The sequence below is a fragment of the Dialister sp. UBA1703 genome, assembly GCA_002320515.1.
Lineage (GTDB): Bacteria > Bacillota > Negativicutes > Veillonellales > Dialisteraceae > Dialister.
In genome coordinates this window covers 45,862-66,831 of the sequence record DCJJ01000006.1, presented here as the reverse complement: position 1 = coordinate 66,831, position 20,970 = coordinate 45,862, and the positions used below count along the sequence as shown (strand labels likewise).

Annotated in this window: 18 protein-coding genes and 1 riboswitch; of the genes, 17 read left to right on the top strand and 1 reads right to left on the bottom strand. The window is 48.8% G+C overall.

Translation table 11 applies throughout. From position 1 onward, the window contains the following. Window positions 1-464 precede the first annotated feature (464 nt). On the bottom strand, window positions 465-1,124 hold the full coding sequence (locus B2Y11_RS00555; RefSeq protein WP_291054723.1) for a Crp/Fnr family transcriptional regulator: 660 nt from the start codon (window positions 1,122-1,124) through the stop codon (window positions 465-467). A gap of 147 nt (window positions 1,125-1,271) precedes the next feature. On the opposite strand from B2Y11_RS00555, the gene hcp reads away from it, so the two are divergent. The 17 genes from hcp to B2Y11_RS08745 all read left to right on the top strand — a co-directional run bounded on the left by hcp (window position 1,272) and on the right by B2Y11_RS08745 (window position 20,878). After that, the gene (hcp, locus tag B2Y11_RS00550; RefSeq protein ID WP_291054720.1) at window positions 1,272-2,900 is read left to right on the top strand and encodes a hydroxylamine reductase; all 1,629 of its coding nucleotides are present in this window, start codon (window positions 1,272-1,274) and stop codon (window positions 2,898-2,900) included. 108 nt (window positions 2,901-3,008) lie between these two features. Further along, a riboswitch (SAM riboswitch) is annotated at window positions 3,009-3,112 on the top strand. A gap of 75 nt (window positions 3,113-3,187) precedes the next feature. Beyond that, on the top strand, window positions 3,188-4,372 hold the full coding sequence (metK, locus tag B2Y11_RS00545) for a methionine adenosyltransferase (protein WP_291054718.1): 1,185 nt from the start codon (window positions 3,188-3,190) through the stop codon (window positions 4,370-4,372). A gap of 86 nt (window positions 4,373-4,458) precedes the next feature. Then, window positions 4,459-6,831: a replication restart helicase PriA gene (gene priA, locus B2Y11_RS00540; RefSeq protein ID WP_291054715.1), complete on the top strand. Its 2,373-nt coding sequence runs from the start codon at window positions 4,459-4,461 to the stop codon at window positions 6,829-6,831. Window positions 6,832-6,897: 66 nt separating this feature from the next. Next, a complete protein-coding gene (def, locus tag B2Y11_RS00535) occupies window positions 6,898-7,365 on the top strand; it encodes a peptide deformylase (RefSeq protein WP_291054712.1) in 468 nt (155 codons plus the stop codon). Continuing rightward, a complete protein-coding gene (gene fmt, locus B2Y11_RS00530) occupies window positions 7,358-8,302 on the top strand; it encodes a methionyl-tRNA formyltransferase (RefSeq protein ID WP_291054709.1) in 945 nt (314 codons plus the stop codon). The genes def and fmt overlap by 8 nt, the downstream gene beginning before the upstream one ends. After that, window positions 8,283-9,641, top strand: coding sequence for a 16S rRNA (cytosine(967)-C(5))-methyltransferase RsmB (rsmB, locus tag B2Y11_RS00525; protein ID WP_291054706.1), 1,359 nt, complete (start codon window positions 8,283-8,285; stop codon window positions 9,639-9,641). Before fmt ends, rsmB begins: the two co-directional genes overlap by 20 nt. Before the next feature lie 12 nt (window positions 9,642-9,653). Continuing rightward, complete coding sequence (rlmN, locus tag B2Y11_RS00520) at window positions 9,654-10,688, top strand: 23S rRNA (adenine(2503)-C(2))-methyltransferase RlmN (protein WP_291054703.1); 1,035 nt, start codon at window positions 9,654-9,656, stop codon at window positions 10,686-10,688. Window positions 10,689-10,930: 242 nt separating this feature from the next. Beyond that, window positions 10,931-11,662: a Stp1/IreP family PP2C-type Ser/Thr phosphatase gene (locus B2Y11_RS00515; RefSeq protein WP_291054699.1), complete on the top strand. Its 732-nt coding sequence runs from the start codon at window positions 10,931-10,933 to the stop codon at window positions 11,660-11,662. Between the two features lie 12 nt (window positions 11,663-11,674). Next, window positions 11,675-13,537 carry a Stk1 family PASTA domain-containing Ser/Thr kinase gene (gene pknB / locus B2Y11_RS00510; protein WP_291054696.1) on the top strand — a complete coding sequence of 621 codons (1,863 nt, stop codon included), beginning with the start codon at window positions 11,675-11,677 and terminating at the stop codon, window positions 13,535-13,537. A gap of 2 nt (window positions 13,538-13,539) precedes the next feature. Further along, the gene (gene rsgA, locus B2Y11_RS00505; RefSeq protein WP_291054693.1) at window positions 13,540-14,406 is read left to right on the top strand and encodes a ribosome small subunit-dependent GTPase A; all 867 of its coding nucleotides are present in this window, start codon (window positions 13,540-13,542) and stop codon (window positions 14,404-14,406) included. A gap of 3 nt (window positions 14,407-14,409) precedes the next feature. Further along, on the top strand, window positions 14,410-15,051 hold the full coding sequence (gene rpe / locus B2Y11_RS00500; protein WP_291054734.1) for a ribulose-phosphate 3-epimerase: 642 nt from the start codon (window positions 14,410-14,412) through the stop codon (window positions 15,049-15,051). Window positions 15,052-15,184: 133 nt separating this feature from the next. Continuing rightward, on the top strand, window positions 15,185-16,054 hold the full coding sequence (locus B2Y11_RS00495) for an Hsp33 family molecular chaperone HslO (RefSeq protein ID WP_291054691.1): 870 nt from the start codon (window positions 15,185-15,187) through the stop codon (window positions 16,052-16,054). Then, entirely contained in the window at window positions 16,051-16,848 is a 798-nt protein-coding gene (gene mtnP, locus B2Y11_RS00490) for an S-methyl-5'-thioadenosine phosphorylase (RefSeq protein ID WP_291054687.1), read from the top strand. Before B2Y11_RS00495 ends, mtnP begins: the two co-directional genes overlap by 4 nt. Further along, on the top strand, window positions 16,845-17,897 hold the full coding sequence (gene mtnA / locus B2Y11_RS00485; RefSeq protein WP_291054684.1) for an S-methyl-5-thioribose-1-phosphate isomerase: 1,053 nt from the start codon (window positions 16,845-16,847) through the stop codon (window positions 17,895-17,897). The genes mtnP and mtnA overlap by 4 nt, the downstream gene beginning before the upstream one ends. Next, window positions 17,897-19,141 (top strand): adenosylhomocysteinase, encoded by a 1,245-nt coding sequence (locus B2Y11_RS00480; RefSeq protein WP_291054681.1) that lies wholly within the window; start codon window positions 17,897-17,899, stop codon window positions 19,139-19,141. The genes mtnA and B2Y11_RS00480 overlap by 1 nt, the downstream gene beginning before the upstream one ends. Before the next feature lie 11 nt (window positions 19,142-19,152). Next, window positions 19,153-20,439 carry an amidohydrolase gene (locus tag B2Y11_RS00475; protein ID WP_291054678.1) on the top strand — a complete coding sequence of 429 codons (1,287 nt, stop codon included), beginning with the start codon at window positions 19,153-19,155 and terminating at the stop codon, window positions 20,437-20,439. Between the two features lie 247 nt (window positions 20,440-20,686). Further along, entirely contained in the window at window positions 20,687-20,878 is a 192-nt protein-coding gene (locus tag B2Y11_RS08745) for an LPD23 domain-containing protein (protein WP_374110736.1), read from the top strand. Window positions 20,879-20,970 lie beyond the last annotated feature (92 nt).

Sequence of the window (20,970 nt, the reverse complement as noted above, 5' to 3'; positions counted from 1 at the left end):
ATTCCTTGCATTGAATAAAAACGCAAGAATGAAATCCGATAACGATTTAATCAGCGCTTCCCTAGAGGCCAACTTCGGCTGACTTGGAGGTCCTATGCAGGATCTCCACAGAGTGGAGAAATCCCACGCCCTAATGGCACAAGCNNAGCAGCATGGTGGCAGGAGATTTCGGGGCTCAGAGCCCCAATAGAACAAATGGCATGATCATCCATAACCACATGCAGCACCGCTCGAAATGACGTAGAGGCAGGAAGCAGATTGTCATTTGGCCAGTTTCCGTAAAATTTATGTTTACAAAAGGGGCTGTGAAAAAATGTAAATCATTTTCTCACAGCCCCTCCCCGACAGGGTGAGGATAGGTCTGTCTTAAAGTCGATTATGGAAATCCCCTTGACCCCCGGCGAAGAATCCCGGTAAGCGACGAAAATGAAGCTATTGTTATGCATAGGGGGCCTAAAAGACCGTCAGCCCTGTTTCTTCAAAATCCTGCACTTTCTTTCTTTCAGCTCAATCAATCCGTCTTTTTCCATGGCTTTCAGTTCCCTGGACAGAGCACTCCGATTGGCACACACGTATTCAGCCATTTCCTCCCGGGAAAAGGGGATGGTAAAATCCAGCGTACCTGTTTTTTCTGCTTCCAGGGAAAGGAAGCACTGAATCTTCTCCCGAAGGGATTTGCGGGAAACTACATTGATTTTTCTCATGAGGTTCTGGCTTTTGTATGTCATCATGCTGATAAGGTTCGTAATGAAAAGGAGTACGTTCCTGTTGCCTGCATGACGAAGGAGCCGTTCGTAGGGGATAAAGAGCACCTCCGCTGCCTGTGGCGCATAGAAGGTGACGGTGGAGGCGGGGTTGGGGGAGCAGGCAAAATTTTCGCCAAACAGGTCTCCCTTTCCCATACGGACCAGGATGGTTTCTTCTCCCCACACATCTTCCTTTACCATGTAAACATGGCCGGTGAGGATCACGCCCAGGCTGTGAATCACTTCATTTTCCTGGTAGATATAGTTTCCTTTTTTGAAATTTTTCACAAAGCAGCCGGCGGTTAGCAGTATTTCATGAATTTCTTTTTCCTGCATATGCTGAAAAAGGGGCAGTTCCTTATACTTCTGTTCATCCATGGCAGTCTCCTTTATGCAAGGTTCTATGTATAAATTTCATTTCTTTCTCATTATATCCTTAATATGTTGCGTGGGCAACAGTTTATTTTATCCATTTCATCTATAATAATAAGACATGAAGAACCGGTTTAATAAAGGAGGAAATATATGGAGAATCAGATGTTTTGCTATCAGTGTCAGGAAACTGCCGGTGAAAAAGGCTGCACCGCAGGAGGAATGTGCGGAAAGAAACCGGCTACAGCCCATCTGCAGGATGTACTCATTTATGTAACCAAAGGACTGGCTGAACTGGCCACAGCATACCGCAGGGAAGGGCATGCTGTATCTTCTGATGTGACCCATATGCTGGAAGATAATCTCTTTGTCACCATTACCAATGCCAACTTTGATGATGATTTCATCACCGCTAGGATTGAAGATACGGAAAAAGCCAAGGAAGCGCTCCGTCAGCTTCTGCCGAAGGATTTTTCCCTTTCTGAAGCCGCTTTGCCGCTGGATATGGCTTCCACCGCTGGGAATCCTCACATCGGCGTTCTTTCCGAAAAAGATGAAAATAAAAGATCTCTCCTGGAACTCATTACCTATGGGCTGAAAGGGCTTTCCGCCTACCTCCGCCATGCACGGGTACTTCAGAAGGAATCGGAGGAAATCAGCAATTTCCTGGCAGATGCTCTTGCTAAAACCCTGAAGCAGGATCTCACCTTGGATGATCTTCTGGCCCTCACCATGAAAACCGGCGAAATGGGCGTAAAGGGTATGGCACTTCTGGACGAAGCCAATATAGGCGCCTATGGACAGCCTGAAATCACAGAAGTGGATATCGGCGTCCGTCACCGTCCGGGGATCCTGATTTCCGGCCATGACCTGAAGGATCTGGAAATGCTGCTGGAACAGACAAAGGATAAGGGTGTGGATGTTTATACCCATGGGGAGATGCTTCCGGCCCATTATTATCCCTTCTTCAAAAAGTACAGCCACTTTGCAGGAAACTACGGCAATGCCTGGTGGAAGCAGCGGGAAGAATTTGAAACATTCAACGGCCCTATCCTTATGACCACCAACTGTATCGTTCCGCCTAAGGACAGCTACCGCAGCCGCATCTGGACCACCGGCGTAGTCTCTTTCCCCGGCCTTTCCCATATTGATGAAGTGAATGGAAAAAAGGACTTTACTCCTATTATTGAGCAGGCACTTACCTGCCCGCCGCCGAAGGAAATCGAAAAAGGCACCATTGTAGGCGGGTTTGCCCACAACCAGGTATTTGCGCTGGCTGACAAGGTGGTGGATGCCGTTAAATTCGGCGCCATTAAGAAATTCATCGTCATGGGAGGATGCGACGGAAGGGCAAGAAGCAGGGAATATTACCGTCGTTTTGCAGAAGCCCTTCCAAAGGATACGGTGATACTTACCGCCGGATGTGCCAAGTATAAGTATAATAAGCTGAATCTTGGCACCATCGGCGGCATTCCCAGAGTGCTGGACGCAGGACAGTGCAATGATTCCTACAGCCTGGCCCTCATTGCCCTGAAGCTGAAAGAAGCCTTCGGCCTCCATGATGTGAATGACCTTCCTATCGTATACAATATTGCCTGGTATGAACAGAAGGCGGTCATCGTCCTTCTGGCCCTGCTTTACCTGGGCGTAAAGAATATCCATCTGGGCCCCACACTGCCGGCCTTCCTTTCTCCGGCGGTGGTGAATGTGCTGGTAGAGAAGTTTGGCATTGCCGGCATTACCACGGTGGAAGAGGATATGAAGATTTTCTTTGATAAATAAGGGCGGGGGGAGCTGTTTTTTATATTCCGTCAACTTTTTATGCATGAATTGCAGTTAACCATTGCTAAAAAGAAGAAATAACGTTATAATAATATCCAAGTGAATGATGACTCATCAAGAGCAGCTGAGGGATTTGGCCCCATGACGCTGCAGCAACCATTCCTGAAGGGGAACCGGTGCTAATTCCATCAGCGAAAGCTGGCAGATGAGAGAATAAGCTCTCCCTGCGGAGAGCTGTTTTTATTTTACATCCCACATTCCAACATTTCCAAGTGAGGAGGATTTATATGTCTAAGAAAGTATTATTTACATCGGAATCCGTAACAGAAGGACATCCTGATAAGATTGCCGACCAGATTTCCGATGCCATTCTTGATGCCATCCTGGAACAGGATCCCAATGGCCGTGTAGCCTGCGAAACCATTGTAACCACAGGGCAGGTGCATGTTTTCGGTGAAATCACCACCAGCGCCTATGTGCCCATTCCCCAGGTCATCCGCAAAACGATTAATGATATCGGCTACACCGATGCCCGCTACGGCTTTGACGGTGAAAGCGTAGGCATCAATGTGGCCATTGATGAACAGTCCCCCGATATTGCCATGGGTGTCAACCAGTCTCTGGAAGCTAAGGAAAAGAAGGCCGACAAATACGATATCGGCGCCGGCGACCAGGGCATGATGTTCGGCTATGCATCCAATGAAACACCGGAATACCTGCCCATGCCTATCGCACTGGCTCACCGTCTGGCACGCCGACTGGCTGAAGTAAGAAAAGACAGGGAAGTTCCTTACCTCCGTCCTGATGGAAAGACCCAGGTTACCGTAGAATATGATGACGGGAAACCGGTCCGTGTGGATACAGTGGTTATTTCTGCCCAGCACAATCCTGATGTAACCCATGAACAGATTGAAGAAGACATGATCAATAAGGTCATCAAAGCAACGATCCCGGCTAAATTTCTGGATGAAAATACAAAGTATCTCATCAACCCCACCGGCCGTTTCGTTATCGGCGGTCCTCAGGGCGATGCAGGTCTGACCGGCCGTAAGATTATCGTCGATACATATGGCGGCATGGCCCGTCACGGCGGCGGCTGCTTCTCCGGCAAGGATCCCACAAAGGTTGACCGTTCTGCTGCCTATGCTGCCCGTTATGTAGCAAAGAACATCGTCGCTGCCGGCATTGCAGACAGATGTGAAATCGAACTGGCCTATGCCATCGGCGTGGCTGAACCGGTTTCCATTTTCGTAGACACCTTCGGCACCGGCAAAATTGATGATGAAAAGATTGTGAACCTGATTCGCAGAAACTTCGAACTCCGTCCGGCAGGCATCATCGACATGCTGAACCTCCGCCGCCCGATTTACAAACAGATCGCTGCCTATGGCCATTTCGGCAGAACGGACATTGACCTGCCCTGGGAACACACGGACAAAGCGGAAGTTCTCAAGAAAGAAGCAGGACTCTGAAAATTTCCTTCATTTCGTAAAAAGCAGGAAATATGATAAAATAATGGATAGCCTTCGGGCTGTCCATTTTTATTGGGAGGAGCATTATGACGGAATCCATCGCAGAAGTTTTAATCAACAGACCCTCCAAGCATCTGAACCGTACCTTTTCCTACCGCATCCCCAAGGGGATGGAAGCGGGCCCCGGCTTTCGCTGTGTGGTCAAATTTGCCAGAAGGAAGGAAGAGGGGATTATCCTTTCCGTTCATGAGGAAGATACGTCAAAGCTTCCCTATAAAATTCTTCCTATTGAATCCCTTGTAGATTCATTTCCCTGGTTTACGGATGAAATGCTTCAGACAGCCCTGTGGATTTCTTCCTACTATATGTGTACCCTCATTGACGCCCTTCGTCTGTTTTATATAGATAAAAAAGCTGTCCGCACCCGTATTGCCTATGTGCTTGAATGGTCAAAAATTGAAGAGGATTCCTCTGATATTGCCGGTCTGGTAGACCGTTCTGTGGAAACTATTGATGAAAAGCCCGCCGCCCTTCTCTTTGGAGACGCTCTTTTAGACTATGTAAAAAAGGGCTATCTCATAAAGAAGGAAACGGTGGATGCTGCTCACAAGGCGCCTTTGGAAAAGTGGATTGTTTTGGACAGGGATATGACCGATGAAGAGCGGCGCCGAAGCAGGAAACAGGCAGCATTGGCCGATTATCTGAAGATTCATGGTTCTGCTTCTGCAGACGCACTGAAAGGGGAAGGATTCTCCAGCGCCCTTATCCATGCATTCCATCTTAACGGTTATGGTCATCCGGTGTATCGCAGGAAGGACACTTACTCCCTTATATCCGATGAAGGGGAAAAGGGCGAAAAAACGCTGACAGAAGAGCAGCAGAAGGCCGTGGATACCATATGTTCTTCCATTGACCGAAGGAGTTATGAAGGATTCCTTCTGAAAGGAGTTACGGGAAGCGGTAAAACCGAAGTTTATCTCCGTGCCGCCAGACATGCCCTGGAGAAGGGAGGATCTGCCCTGATCCTCGTGCCGGAAATCGCTCTGACTCACCAGATGACGTCCTACTTTGCCTCTATTTTCGGCGACAAGGTGGTCTTTATGCACAGCGGCCTCAGCAAGGGAGAACGCTACAACAACCGCATGCGTATCATGCGAGGAGAAAGCCCTATTGTCATCGGTTCCCGTTCCGCCATTTTCATGCCTTTTCAAAACCTGAAACTCATTGTGGTGGATGAGGAATACGATACATCCTATAAGCAGGGGGAAACCCCCAGATATAACGGCCGGGATGCAGCCAAGGTGATGGCGGTGATTTATCACTGTCCCATTGTTCTTGGGGCAGCCACGCCTTCCATTGCCACCTATTATGCAGCAAAGGAAAAGAAAATCAGACTTATCACCATGAATGAACGGGTTTTTAAAACACCTCTTCCCCAGATTCATGTGTGCGATTTGAAAGAAACGCCGCCTATCGACGGCAGCGGTCTCATTTCCGCACCCCTGGTATCCCTTCTTCATAAAACCATGGAGGATAAGAATAAAGCCATTCTCCTTTTGAACCGCCGGGGCTTTGCCACCACCCTTATGTGTTCCTCCTGCGGCCATGTATTCAAATGTCCCAACTGCGACGTTTCCCTGGTTTACCATAAGGAAACAAACCGGCTTCAGTGCCATTACTGCGAAACGGTACATCCCATTCCCCGGGAATGCCCCCAATGCCACAGCAGCCGCATCCTTTACCTGGGGGCCGGAACGGAACGGATTGAAGAGGAACTGCACCATTTCCTGCCGGAAGCGCGGATACAGCGTTTTGACCTTGACAGCACAAGAAAGAAAAACAGTGCCAAAGACATTCTGGATAACTTCAGGAAGGGGAAATTTGATATCCTTTTCGGTACCCAGATGGTGGCCAAGGGTCATGATATTCCCGGCGTACAGACTGTAGGGATCCTGTCCGCCGACAGCATCCTGAACATCCCTTCCTATTTGGCAGCAGAGCAGACCTTCAACCTCATTACCCAGTGCGCCGGAAGGGCAGGGCGGAGCAGAAAACAGGGGGAAGTCATCCTGCAGACCTATAATCCTTCCCATTACGTGATTCAGTGTGCTGCCCGGCAGGATTATGAAAGTTTTTACCAGAAAGAAATCGCATATCGCCGCATGCTCCAGTTTCCGCCTTTTACAAGACTTATGAAAATCACCTGTTTCAACGAAGATGAGAAAAAGGCGCAGGACCAGGCAGGACGGATTGACCGATGGCTGAGGCAGGTAATTCCCCAGCTTTCCGGAGAAGTCCGGTCTACACCTCCCTTCAGCGAGCCCATCAGGCGGGTGCGTAACCTGTACTATATTTCCATCCTGGTCAAAGGAAAGAATCTCACTACCTTAAAAAGTGCCATGAGGGGAGCGCCCCTGTTTCTGGAAAATGATATAATTATAGATGTAGATCCATTGTAAATAAAAGCAGTGCCTCCTCTGTGAAGCACCACGCTTTATGTATTTTTATAGAAAGAAGGAAAAGTTTTGAGTACTATTATTACCGCTGGAAATCCTATTTTAAAAATGAAAGCACAGCCGGTTGAAACCTTTGATAAAAGTTTGAAGTTCCTTGTGAACGATATGAAAAAGACGCTCTATGAAGCCAATGGCGTAGGCCTTGCAGCCCCTCAGATTGCTGTTTCCAAGCGCATTTTTGTGGCAGATGACGGGGTATCGGGCTTTGAGGCCTATATCAATCCGGAATGGAAACCGGATGGTGATGAAATGGATACGGACACGGAAGGATGCCTTTCTGTTCCGGAATTCTTCGGCGAGGTAAAGCGGTATTCCCATGTCATCATCCGGTACCAGGATATTCACGGCAAGAAGAAGACAAAGAAGGCATCCGGCCTCCTGGCCCGCTGCATCCAGCATGAAACAGATCATTTGAACGGCATTCTTTTCATTGAAAAAGCCATTTCTCTTCATAAAGGACCGAAAACTGATGAATAATTCCTACCGTATTGTCTTCATGGGTACCCCTGATTTCGGCGTTCCCGCCCTGGAAGCTCTTGTAAACCACGACTATTCTCCCTGTGCCATTTACTGCCAGCCCGACCGTATCAATGGAAGGGGCAGGAAAGTGAATTTCTCGCCGGTCAAGTCCTTTGCACTAGCCCATGAGATTCCCCTCTACCAGCCGGAAAGCTTGAAAAGCGAAGAAGAACAGGCGCGTCTCAGGGCACTGAAGCCTGATCTCATTATCGTCATTGCCTACGGCAAAATCCTTCCCAAAGCGGTGCTTGAGATTCCTACCTACGGCGCCATCAATGTTCATGCCTCCCTCCTTCCCAAGTACAGGGGAGCCGCACCTATCCAGCGGGTCATTATTGATGGAGAAAAGGAGACGGGTGTTACCATTATGCAGCTGGATGAAGGCATGGACACCGGCAATATTGTTTCTGTCCGGAAAATGGACATTCCAGCCCACATGAACGCCGGCGAACTCTTTGACGCCCTTGGACAGCTTGGAGCAGATGAGCTGATTTCTGTTATGGATGACCTTCCGGAAAAACTTTCCCGTTCCGTTCCCCAGAATCATGAAGAAGCTACTTACGCAGAAAAGATAACGAAGGATATGGGTCATATCGACTGGACCCTTCCGGCGGATAGGATTGACTGCCTCATCCGCGGTATGAATCCCAATCCCGGTACCTACACTTTCTACCGGGGAAAGCGGGTCAAAATCCACCAGGCCTTCCCGGAGGAAGAAGAGAGCGCCGGCTGTCCGGGTACCGTGGTGTCCGTAGAAGATGGCCTCATTCATGTGGCCTGCGGGAAAGGAATCCTTGTCCTTTCTGAAATTCAGCCGGAAAATCATAAGAAAATGAAATCTTCTGATTTTATTCATGGATATCAGGTGAAAGTGAATGATACGTTCGACCGATAAACCTGTGCCTTCTGCCAGAAAACTGGCTTATCAGGCCTTATATGAAATTCTGGAAAAGAAAGCCTATGCCAATCTGACCCTCCAGCATATGATGAGGGAATATTCCTTAAGCGGCCCGGAAAGCCGGCTTCTTACGGAACTTGTCTACGGTGTGCTTCGGAAATACAATTACCTTCTTTATGTGATTTCCCGTCTCAGCAGCTATTCCCTGAAGAAAATGCACCCCTCTGTCCGCATCCTTCTCTGTCTGGGTCTCTACCAGCTCCTCTATCTCTCCCGCATTCCGGAATCGGCAGCGGTGAATGAGACCGTCAAGATTGCCAAGAAAATCACGCACCGGGGGAATGTGGGCTTTATTAACGGCCTTCTTCGGGGATACCTTAGAAAGAAAGAAGAAATTACCCTGTTTCCACGGGAAGAAGATCCGCTGCTTTACGATTCCCTTTACTGGAATGAACCGGAATGGCTGATAAGAAAATGGCAGTCCGCCTATGGAGAAGAAGAAGCCTGCCGGATTATGAAATCATTGAATGAAACGCCCCGGCTTACGGTGCGCGGCAATACCCTGAAAAACAGCAGGGAGGAGTTCCTGTCCCTCCTTGCAGAGAAAAAAATAAAAGCAGAACCTGCTCTCTGGCAGGACAATGCCCTTATCATTACGGAAGGTGCCCATGATTTCTGGCCATTGGCAGAGGCAGGCCTGGCCTATGTGCAGTCCCTGTCCTCCATGATTCCTGCCAGGGTGCTTTCTCCGAAGGCGGGGGAGATGGTACTTGATATGTGCGCCGCGCCCGGCAGCAAGACCACCCAGATGGCTGAAACTATGGAGAACCGGGGCTCTATTGATGCCTGGGACCTGTATCCCCATAAGATTTCTCTTATAAAAAATAATGCAAAAAAACTTGGAATTTCTATCATCCATGCAGGGGCCCGAGATTCTTCCAAGCCATTTCCCGCCCTCTATGGGAAGTACGATAAAGTCCTTCTGGACGCGCCCTGCTCCGGCCTGGGTGTCCTTTCCCATAAGCCGGAAATCCGCTGGCACAGAAAGGAAGAAGATTTGAATGACTTTCCGCCTCTGCAGGAAAGTCTTCTCTCCTGTGCTGCTTCCTACGTGAAGAAGGGGGGCACACTGGTCTACAGCACCTGTACCCTGAATCCGGCGGAAAATGAAGATATGGTGCGCCGTTTTCTTGCATGCCATCGGGAGTTCAAACCTGTTGACTTTACCTTATATGAGGGAAAGTCCTCCAAAGAGGGAATGATGACCATCCTGCCCTATGAACTTCAAAGCGATGGTTTCTTCGTTGCCAGACTGCAGAAGCAGTCATTCTGTTGAGAAGGAGTCAATATGCCTTTTAATATCTGGGGACACACCCTCCCTGAAATGGAAGAATGGGTAGTGTCCATGGGATTTCCTAAATTTCGGGCCAAGCAGCTGCAGGATTACCTGTATCGCCGCTATATCTATGATTTCTCCGAAATGAAACAGCTCCCCGGCGCCATGCGTGATGTGCTCAAAGAAAAAGCAGTGCTTTACAAGCCGGAAATCATGAGCACCCTTACCTCCAATGACGGAGATACTACGAAGATGCTCCTGAAGCTATCCGATGGTTCCCTCATCGAAACAGTTTGCATGCACCATGTGTATGGCAATTCTATCTGCATTTCTACCCAGGTGGGCTGTGCCATGGGCTGCATTTTCTGTGCATCCACCAGAAAAGGGCTGGAGAGAAATCTGACAGCTTCAGAAATGCTGGCCCAGGTCTATGCATTCAAGGAAAAACTGGATGCACCTATCCACTCCATTGTGCTCATGGGATCCGGCGAACCTCTCACCAATTACGAAGAAGTGCTTCGATTCATCCGCCTTGCCGGTGACAGCGGACTTTTGAACATCAGCCTGCGGAATATTACGCTTTCCACCTGCGGCATTGTTCCCCAGATCTATCGTCTGGCTGATGAGCATCTGCCAATCACCCTGGCCATTTCCCTTCATGCACCTAATGATGAAATCCGCAACCGGATCCTTCCGGTGAGCCATAATTTTAAAATTGAAGATGTGGTGAAGGCTTCCCATTACTATTTCAAGACCACAGGTCGAAGAGTGACCTTTGAATATATCCTTATCAAAGACATCAATGCTTCCCCTGAAAATGCGGAAGAGCTCTGCCGCCTCACGGGAAAGATGAACTGCCATTTCAACCTGATTCCAATCAATGGCACGGAACATATCAAACTCTATCCGCCGGAAATGGATGAAATCCGTCGATTTGTATCTGTCCTTGAGAAACACGGGAAGAGCGTCACCGTCAGAAGGCAGATGGGCGATGAAATCCAGGCTGCCTGCGGGCAGCTGAAACGCCGCTATCTTTCTGACCGGTAATTTTCCTTCCACTTTTCTTTTTTAATCATTTTTTCTTCATTTTTGGGGCACAGTCTGGAAATTGTCTTCTTTTTAAGGGGATGATTCCCACTTTTTCCTCAAAACCAGGCCTCTTAAGGGATGAGAAAATTGACTATCACCGCCGATGATGTTAGTATTAAATTAATTGGATAAGTTACGGTTTATCATGCCCGTATTTCCATTTTCGGGCTGAGGTTGCTTCTTGATAGGAAAAGACTTAGATGATACTAACTTACGGAGAATCGGAAAGAGGCCTTGTGAGAAAGGCAAATGAAGATGCCATCAATCTGTCGGTGGAAAACCTGTACATCCTTGCTGATGGAATGGGCGGCTATGACGGAGGCCAGATTGCCGGCACGCTGGCAGTGGAGAGTGTGGGCCATTTTTTCAGCGCTTCCCTGGAGCCTGCTTTTTCAGAGGAAAGTCTGAAAGAAGCATTTTATGCTGCCAACCGGGCCATTCTGAATGAGAAAAAAGACCATCCGGAATGGAAATCCATGGGCACCACCCTGGCTGCAGCCGCTCTTTCCGAAGGCAGGGTCCTTTGGGCTCATGTAGGAGACAGCCGCCTGTACCGTTTCCAGGATGGCAGGCTGGAGCAGATTACCACGGACCATTCCTTTGTTATGGAACTGGTGAATGAAGGAAAACTGTCCCGGGAAGAAATGCGAGTCCATCCCAGAAAAAATGAAATTACAAGGGCCGTGGGCATCGGCGAAATCCTTGAAGTAGATACTGGATCTTTTGACTTGAAAGACGGCACCTTCCTCCTTCTCTGCAGTGACGGGGTATCAGGCATGGTGGAGGATTGTGATCTGGAAAGTCTCATTGCTTCCAGTCCCAGAAAAACAAAAGAAGACTTGAAAGAACTGGGCCGCCATATCATGGACAAGGTCTATGAAGCGGGAGCGAAGGATAATGCTTCTTTTATATTGATTCAATATTGGAACTGAGTGGAGTGAAATATGACTGGTAAGATTCTAGATGATCGTTATGAACTGATGGAAAAAATCGGTTCAGGCGGAATGGCTGATGTATACAAGGCCAGGGATATCCTTCTTGACAGGATTGTGGCAGTCAAAATTCTGCACAGCAGTTTTGCGGAGGACAACGATTTCATCATCCGCTTCCGCCATGAAGCCCAGTCCGCGGGCAAACTGTCCCATCCAAATATTGTGGGTATCTACGACGTGGGCTGCGACAGCGATGTCCACTATATCGTCATGGAATATGTGGAAGGGGAAACCCTGAAGCAGTATATCCAGAACCACCCGAACATCCCCATTGACACAGCTGTCCGCATTGCCATTGAAATCGGCTATGCCCTGGAAGAAGCCCATGCCAATGGCATTATTCACTGCGACATCAAACCTCACAATGTGCTCCTTACAAGGAACGGCAAAGTAAAGGTAACCGATTTTGGCATTGCCAGAGCCATTAATTCGTCCACCGTTATCGACAAGGAATCCATACTGGGGTCCGTTCATTACCTTTCGCCGGAACAGGCGGCAGGGGATAAAATCACAGCCAAAACAGATATTTATTCTCTAGGTATTGTGCTCTATGAAATGCTGACCCACCACCTTCCTTTTGAAGGAGAAACGGCTGTCAGCATTGCCCTGCAGCATATGCAGGGAGATATCCCCAGGCCCACCAAGTACAACCCCGCCATTTCTCCCATGCTGGAAGAATGCCTTTTGACTGCGCTGCAGAAAGACCCGGACAAACGGTATGATACGGTATCCGATTTTATTTCCGAGCTCAAAATCGCGCAGGGATTTACCACCACCATTTATAAACCGGCGTCCCATGACTTTACCGCCATGACCAGGCCCATTCCCCAGAAAGCGGTTCGCGGCCATAAGGTGCAGAAAGAATCAAAACTCACAAGACTGATTACCAATCTGCCCCAGAAATATATCTGGATCGGCATGGCCGTTCTTTTTGTCCTCTGCTTTGCCTGGGCCTTCTTCAGCTTCGGCAATTTCTGGAGCAGCGAAAATATTTCAGTACCTAATGTGGTAGGAAAACCGGTGGAAGTCGCGGAAACTACGTTAAAGAAACTGGATTTGAAAGTATCGGTAGATGAAATCGCCAGCGACGATGTGCCGGCAGGGCAGGTCATTTCCCAGACGCCTGCCGCCGGAACCAATGTAAAAGCAAGACGCATCATCCATTTGACGGTCAGCAAGGGCGGTTCCGCCATGCTGATTCCGGATCTGAAAGGGCTGACTTTGGAGCAGGCCAAGGAAAGGCTGGATAAGATGGGCCTCACCCTGGGGGCCGTGGAAAATGGAAATGATCCGGATAAACCTTCTGATGTGATTATTTCCCAGAGCCCTGAATCAGGAGCAAAAGCAACCAAGGGCACCAGAGTTAATATCGTCATCAATATGAAGCAGAAGGTTCATGTGCCCAATGTGGTGGGCATGTCTCTCTCCGATGCCAGAAACACCCTTCTTTCCATGAAACTGTCCGTAGGTACCATCACTGCATCCGATGGCGTCTCTGCCGACGACAGCAGCGCTGTCATCCTTTCCCAGGATCCGGCAGGCGGAGAATCCACCTCCTCCAGCGTGGTCAACCTTACCATCGGAAAGAAGAAAGCCCCGGCCCAGACAAAGACCGGCACTGTGAATATCTCCATTCCTAAAGGCGGTAATGCACGGCAGGTGGAAATCTATGTCACCGACGATAATGGAAAGCATACGGCCTACAGCGGCAAAGCAGCTCCTGGAAGCACGGTAAGCAAGGATGTTTCCGGCACCGGCAGCGTGCATGTACAGGTAGTCATCGACGGTTCCGTGGTACAGGACCGGGAGCTGTAACCATGAAGGGAATGATTCTTAAGAACCAGAATGGTTACTTTACCATCTCCGGAGAGGAAGGGAGCCTCTCCCTCTGCCGTTCCCGAGGCAGGCTGAAAAGGAAAACCGATATCCTGGTAGGGGACTATGTGGACTTTGAAACAGGGAAGGGCAGTGAAGCTGTCATAACCCATGTGTATCCACGCAGGAATGAACTTCACCGCCCGCCATCAGCCAATATTGACCAGCTTGTTCTGGTATCTGCCATCTGCACTCCCGATTTGAATTTCTTCCTTCTGGATAAGATGGTGGTACTGGCGGAAGCTGCAGGGATTGAACCACTTCTTGTGATTAACAAGGCAGACCTGGATGAAGAGGGGGCTCAAAAGGCAGCCGCTTATTACCAAAAGGCAGGATATGCCTCCTTTGCCCTTTCCCTTCTTCATGATGAAGGATACGAAGAGCTGCTAAGCGCCCTTCACGGACCGGTGATTGCATTTTCCGGCCCGTCCGGCGTAGGGAAATCAAGTCTTCTGAACCGCATTCTGGGGAAATCCCATTTCCTGTCCGGCGAAGTAAGCCGCCATACGGGACGGGGGAAAAATACCACCCGCCATGCAGAACTGATAGAATGGAAGGACCATACCTTCCTGATGGATACGCCGGGCTATACCTATTTGGATCTCATCTCTATAGAACCGGACAATCTTGCCTGGCTTTTCCGGGATTTCCGTCCTTATCTGACATCATGCCGTTTCAATAACTGCATGCACCATAAAGAACCGGACTGCGCCGTAAGAAAGGCAGTGGAGGAAGGTCATATCCAGCAGGCCCGGTACGATTCCTATATCCATCTGCTGGATGAATTGAAAAATGGTTTCAGGAGGTAAATGATGAAAATTGCTCCATCTGTGCTGGCTGCTGATTTTTCCAATCTGGCCTGTGAGCTGAAGGATATTGAAGAAGGCGGTGCCGACCTGGTCCATCTGGATGTGATGGACGGGCATTTCGTGCCCAATCTTTCCTTTGGCGTACCGGTCATTCAGTCTTTGCGTAAGCGCACCCATCTTCCCTTCGATGTCCATCTTATGACGTACCATCCCGAAGCTTATCTGGATGGATTGGAAGCCTGCCATGCCCATATGGTCTCCTTCCATGTAGAAGCTGTGCCCCATCTGGACCGCATGATTCATAATATTAAGGACAGAGGCATCAAGGCAGGCATCGCCCTGAATCCTGGCACCTCTTTAACCACCATAGATCAGGTGCTTCCACTTCTTGATTTCGTTCTCATTATGTCTGTGAACCCCGGATTCGGCGGGCAAAAGTTTATTCCCTATTCCTTGGATAAAATTGCAGCCCTCTCGGCTATGATAAAGGAAAAGGGCCTGTCCATTCCCATTGAAGTGGATGGCGGCGTGAATAAGGATAACGCAGCTCTTCTGAAAAAAGCAGGCGCAGAAATCCTTGTGGCCGGGTCTTCTGTCTTTGGTAAGGAGAACAGGAGAGAAGCTATCAGCGCATTGAAAGTATAATTGAAAAAGCGGCAGCCCTGCCGCTTTTTTAGTGGGAAAGCCACCGTGTTTCTTAAAGATTGTCAAGCGCCAAAGGCCTTGAAGTGTTACAATAATAGAGTAATTTATTTATATTTTAACAGGAGTCACATGTATGAGCGTAATGAATCAGATTGACCACTACCTGAGCACCGACGGCATCCGTATTACCGTAGCCGATATTACAGATGCTGCCCGGGAAGCCCAGGAAATTCATCATCTTTCTTCCCTTTCTGCAGTGATTTTAGGTAAAGTGCTGAATGCCAGCGCCATTCTGGCCATGGATTTCAAAAACCACGAAGGCGTTTCATTAAAGTGGGTGACAAATTCTTCCCTTGGTACCATTCATGCCGATGCCTATGAAGGAAGGTACGTCCGCGGATTTATCGAACATCCCGACGACGGTTCCGTTCCCTATGCTCCCGAAAAAGAAGCGGAATGGGTAAGCCGGAAGGGCAAGCTCTTTGTTACCCGGTATTCTCTCCTGAAAATGCCCTACGTTTCAGCGGTGGACCTTCCTGACGGCGATACGGCTCTCTGCGTGTCCGACTACATCAATTCTTCCGACCAGACCCTATCCCATGTGGAAATCGAATCTCTGCTGGATGAAGGAGGAAAAATCACCCGTATGGCCGGTTTTATTGCCCAGCTTATGCCGGAAGGAGATAAAAAGCTCTTTGGTGAACTCTTTGGTAAAGACAGGAAATGGAATCTCTTTGATGAATCAGGGAAAGAGGATGCTCTTTCCACTCTCCTTCATAAGGAAAACTATGTCCTTCTTGGCGAGGCGCCCGTTTCATTCCGCTGCACCTGCGGAGAAGACCGCATCAAACATTCTCTCCAGGGCCTGCCTCTCATGGAACAGCAGGGACTTCTGGAAGATGACCACATAGAAATCGCATGCCATTACTGCGGGAAGAAATATGAAATTTCCCGGGAAACTTTGATAAAATGGTTTAACGAAAAGGGAGGAAATGTACAATGAGCAAACTGGCTTTTATCGGCGGTACCGGCGTATATGACCCCGGTATCCTGACTGATCTTCATTCCGAAATTATTGAAACCCCCTATGGGAAAGCAAGCTATGAATCCGGAAAATTCGGAGACAAGGAAATCATTTTTCTGGCCCGCCACGGTGTACATCATACCATTCCGCCGCATAAGATCAATTATCGTGCCAACATTTATGCACTGAAAATGCTGGATGTCAAAGCGGTGGTATCTACCACCGCAGTCGGTTCCCTGAATCCCGACTATAAAGCCGGCGAGCTGGTTCTTGTGGACCAGTTCATTGATATGACCAAGTCCAGGGAAAGCACATTCTACGATGGAGAGCACTACGGTGTGGCCCATCTGGATATGACCCATCCCTACTGTGAAACCCTGCGGGAAGCTATTATCAAGGCCGCAGAGCAGGAACATATTACTCTCCATCCCCAGGGTACCTACATCTGTACCGAAGGGCCCCGTTTTGAAACTCCCGCTGAAATCAAAGCGTACCGCCAGTGGGGGGCTGATGTGGTGGGCATGACAAACCTGCCGGAATGCGTTTTGGCCAGGGAAGCGGAAATCTGCTACTCCACTATTTCCATGGTCACCAACTTTGCTGCCGGTATTTCTAAAGAGCCCCTTTCCCACATGGAAGTGGTAGACTGCATGAATCATAACCTGGAAAGCTTTAAGAAAATTATTACTATCCTTTCCAAGACCTATGATTCGGATACGGAATGCAGCTGCCACCATGCGGCCAAAGACTTTGGAGGATTCCATCTGTTATGAGTGAGCCACTTGTATCCCTGAAATGGGAGAGGGGAGCGCTGGTACTTCTTGACCAGACCAGACTGCCGGATGAACTCTCCTATATCCGCTGTACCGATTACAGAGAAGTGGGGAAGGCCATTTTCCGCCTCTCCGTTCGCGGCGCCCCTGCCATCGGAGTGGCTGCTGCCTATGCCATGGTGCTGGCTTATCAGGAAATCGAAAAGACAGTGCCGAAAGAACAGCAGAAAGAAGCTTTCCTGTCCGCCGGAGGAGAACTTATTTCCTCACGTCCCACTGCGGTAAATCTCTCCTGGGCAGTTCATGAAATGATTCGTACCTGGGACAGCCTTCCCAAAGGAAATAAACTGGAAGGCCTGACCGAAAGGGCCAGGGCCATTGAAGAGGAAGATAAAATCCTCTGCAGCCGCATGGCTGACCACGGTGCCGATCTTTTCAAAGGAAAGAAGAACCTCCGTATCCTGACCCACTGCAATACAGGTGCCCTGGCTACTGCAGGCATAGGGACAGCCTTTGGCGTTATTTACCGTCTCCATGAAAGAGGTCAGATTGAAAGAGTCTATGCTGACGAAACAAGGCCCCTTCTGCAGGGCGCCCGCCTCACCGGTACGGAACTGATGGCGAATCACATTCCCTGCAGCCTTATTTCCGACAATATGGCAGGGTGGGTGATGAAAGAAAAACACATTGATGCCGTCATTGTAGGGGCTGACCGCATTGCTGCCAACGGAGACGCTGCCAACAAGGTGGGAACCTACAGCCTTGCCGTTCTCTGTGCCTATCACCATATCCCTTTTTATATCACCGCCCCCTTTTCTACCTTTGACTTCTCCATTTCCAGCGGAGATGAAATCCGAATAGAAGAAAGAAATCCGGAAGAAGTAAGGCAGATCAAAGGTGTTTATACCGCACCAAAAGATATTCCCGTGTTTAACCCCGCTTTTGATGTGGCACCCCATACACTGATTACCGGTATCATAACGGAAAAAGGAGTCCTTACTCCTCCTTATGATGTGGCAATAAAAGAATACGAAAGGAGCTTACACTAATGAGTGAATCTATGATTCGTGACATTTCCCTGGCTGATAACGGAGAACAGCGTATTCGCTGGGTAGCAAAATTCATGCCTGCTCTCAATGCCCTTCGGGAAGAATTTATTAAAGACCAGGTATTTAAAGGCAAAACCATTGTCATGTCTATCCATCTGGAGGCTAAAACAGCCTATCTGGCCCTGACCCTGAAAGCATCCGGTGCCAATGTCATCTGCACCGGCAGCAATCCGCTCTCCACCCAGGACCCCATTGCAGCAGCCCTTGTGAAAAACGGAGTGACCGTTTACGCATGGCATGGCTGCAGCGATGATGAATATACCATGTTCCTTAACAAAGCCCTGGACCATATGCCCGATATTATTATTGACGATGGGGGAGACCTGGTACACCTTCTCCATACTACAAGGGTAGACGCAAGGAAGAACCTCATCGGCGGCTCTGAAGAAACAACCACCGGCGTATACCGCCTCAAGATTCTGGAAAAGAACAAAGAGCTTCAGTTCCCCATGATTGCGGTAAACGATTCCTACTGCAAGTATCTTTTTGATAACCGTTACGGCACCGGTCAGTCCGCTTGGGATGGCATTATCAGAAGCATCAACCTCACCGTCACCGGTAAAACGGTGGTGGTAGCAGGCTACGGCTGGTGCGGCAAGGGCGTTTCCATGCGCGCCAAAGGACTGGGTGCTCATGTCATCGTTACCGAAGTGGATCCCATCAAAGCCATTGAAGCCGTTATGGACGGATTTGAAGTGATGCCCATGGATGAAGCCGCCAAGTACGGTGATTATTTCCTCACCGTCACCGGTGATATCGACATTATCACAGAACGTCATTTCATGAAAATGAAAGACGGTGCCATCTGCGCCAATGCCGGTCATTTTGACTGCGAAGTCAGCCGCAAAGACCTAGAAAGAATCTGCACAAAGAAATTTGAAGCCCGTAAGAACATCGAAGGTTACGTACTTCCCAATGGCAAAACCGTATTCCTCATGGCAGAAGGCCGTCTGGTAAATCTGGCTGCCGGCGACGGACATCCGGCAGAAATCATGGACCTTTCCTTTGCCATGCAGACACTGGCTGCCCGCTACCTCCTGCAGCACGGTAAAGAGATGGAAGCAAAAGTATACACCCTGCCCCATGAACTGGATACTGAAATCGCCTCCATCAAACTGGCTTCCATGGGATATAGGATTGATACCCTGACCGAAGCCCAGAGAAAATACCTTGGGCTTGACTGAAGGAGGTTCCTATGAAAATCCTGATTAAAAACATCGGTCTTATGCAGGACGGGAAAGTCACCGAACATAAGAATATAGCCATTGAAGACAAATATATCAAAGAATTTCCTGAGCACCCCAAAGAAGAAGACTACGATGAAATTGTAGAAGGTCATGATATGCTGGCCATGCCGGGCCTTGTGAATACCCATACCCATGTGGCCATGACCCTCTTCAGGAGCTATGCTGATGATATGGCCCTCATGGACTGGCTGCAGAATAAAATCTGGCCGGCTGAAGATCATCTGGATGATGACATCGTCTACTGGGGCAGTACCCTTGCCTTTGCGGAAATGATTCGCGGCGGCACCACCTCCTTCTGCGACATGTACATGTTCATGGACGCCTGTGCCGCGGCCGCCGACAAAGCCGGCATCCGCGGCAACCTGGCCAGAGGCCTTGCGGGCATCGGCCCCAATGGCCAGAAGGGCATCGACGAAAACGTAGAACTCTATAAGAACTGGAACGGGGCAGGGGACGGCCGCTTCAAAGTTATGATGGGACCCCATGCACCCTATACCTGCCCACCTGACTATATTAAGAAAGTCCGAGACGTGGCAGAAAAATACGATATGCCCATTCACATCCACCTTTCCGAAACAAAGGGAGAAGTGGAAAACTGCGAAAATGAATACCACATGACGCCCATTGCCCTCATGGACTCCCTGGGCCTCTTCGAAAGACCTACCCTGGCCGCCCACTGCGTTCATGTGACCGATGACGATATCCGTATCATGAAAGAAAAACATATCGCCGTGGCCCATAACCCCGCTTCCAACCTCAAACTGGCCAGCGGCATTGCCCCTGTTCCTAAAATGAGAAAAGCAGGCATTACCGTAGGCATCGGCACCGACGGCGCCTCCTCCAACAACAAGCTGGATATGTTCGCCGAAATGCGCCTCACCGCCCTCATCCACAAGGCAGCCAATTACGATCCCTTCGCCATTACTGCTAAAGAAGCGGTAGACATGGCTACCAGAGACGGAGCTAAATGCCTGGGCTACGACAACCTGGGTGAACTGAAAGAAGGATATCTGGCTGATATCATCCTGGTAGACAGAAGCGGTTTCCACTGGAAACCCAGATTTGACAGCGTATCCCTTGCCGTTTATGCAGGCAACTCCATGGACGTGGACACCGTCATTATCAACGGCAAACCGGTGATGGAACACAAAGAACTCCTCACCATTGATACAGAAAGAATGGATGCAGAAGTTAAGAGAGTCACAGAAAAACTCTACGCCTTCACAAAGAAATAAAAGGTTTTCATTCTTATGAGTAAGTAAAAAACTCAGGATATTGATTCTTTATGGAAATCGGTATCTTGGGTTTTTTATTAAATAGAAAAGACCATCTCTTTTGTTTCTTGAGAGAAGCCCGATTGGCTCATACTCGGAGAGCAGATTAATAGCTGTTTCGTAAGCAGTCAGAAGAAATTAATAATTTTCACCTAACTTTATAATCTAAATCAGTTATAGTATAAACAGGCAAGAAACATGAGAATGGATAAAGAAAAATAAGCTTGGCCACAGAGATAATCAGTTTGGCAGCTTCAATTATCAATCTGGTGGCAAGCTTATTCAAAAGGGATTCGTCCCCGGGAGGAATGAAGATCCTCAATTCACTGGAGAATCCATGGAAGAAATTTTCAAAGAAACCGGGTGGTCTGTAGGAATGGACGGGAGATGGAGATTCTAGGGAAGCGCTGCTTAAATCACTGTCTGCTTTTATTCTTGGTTTTTTATACAATGCAAGGAATGGGATGACGCGAATAGCGAGCTATTTAAGGA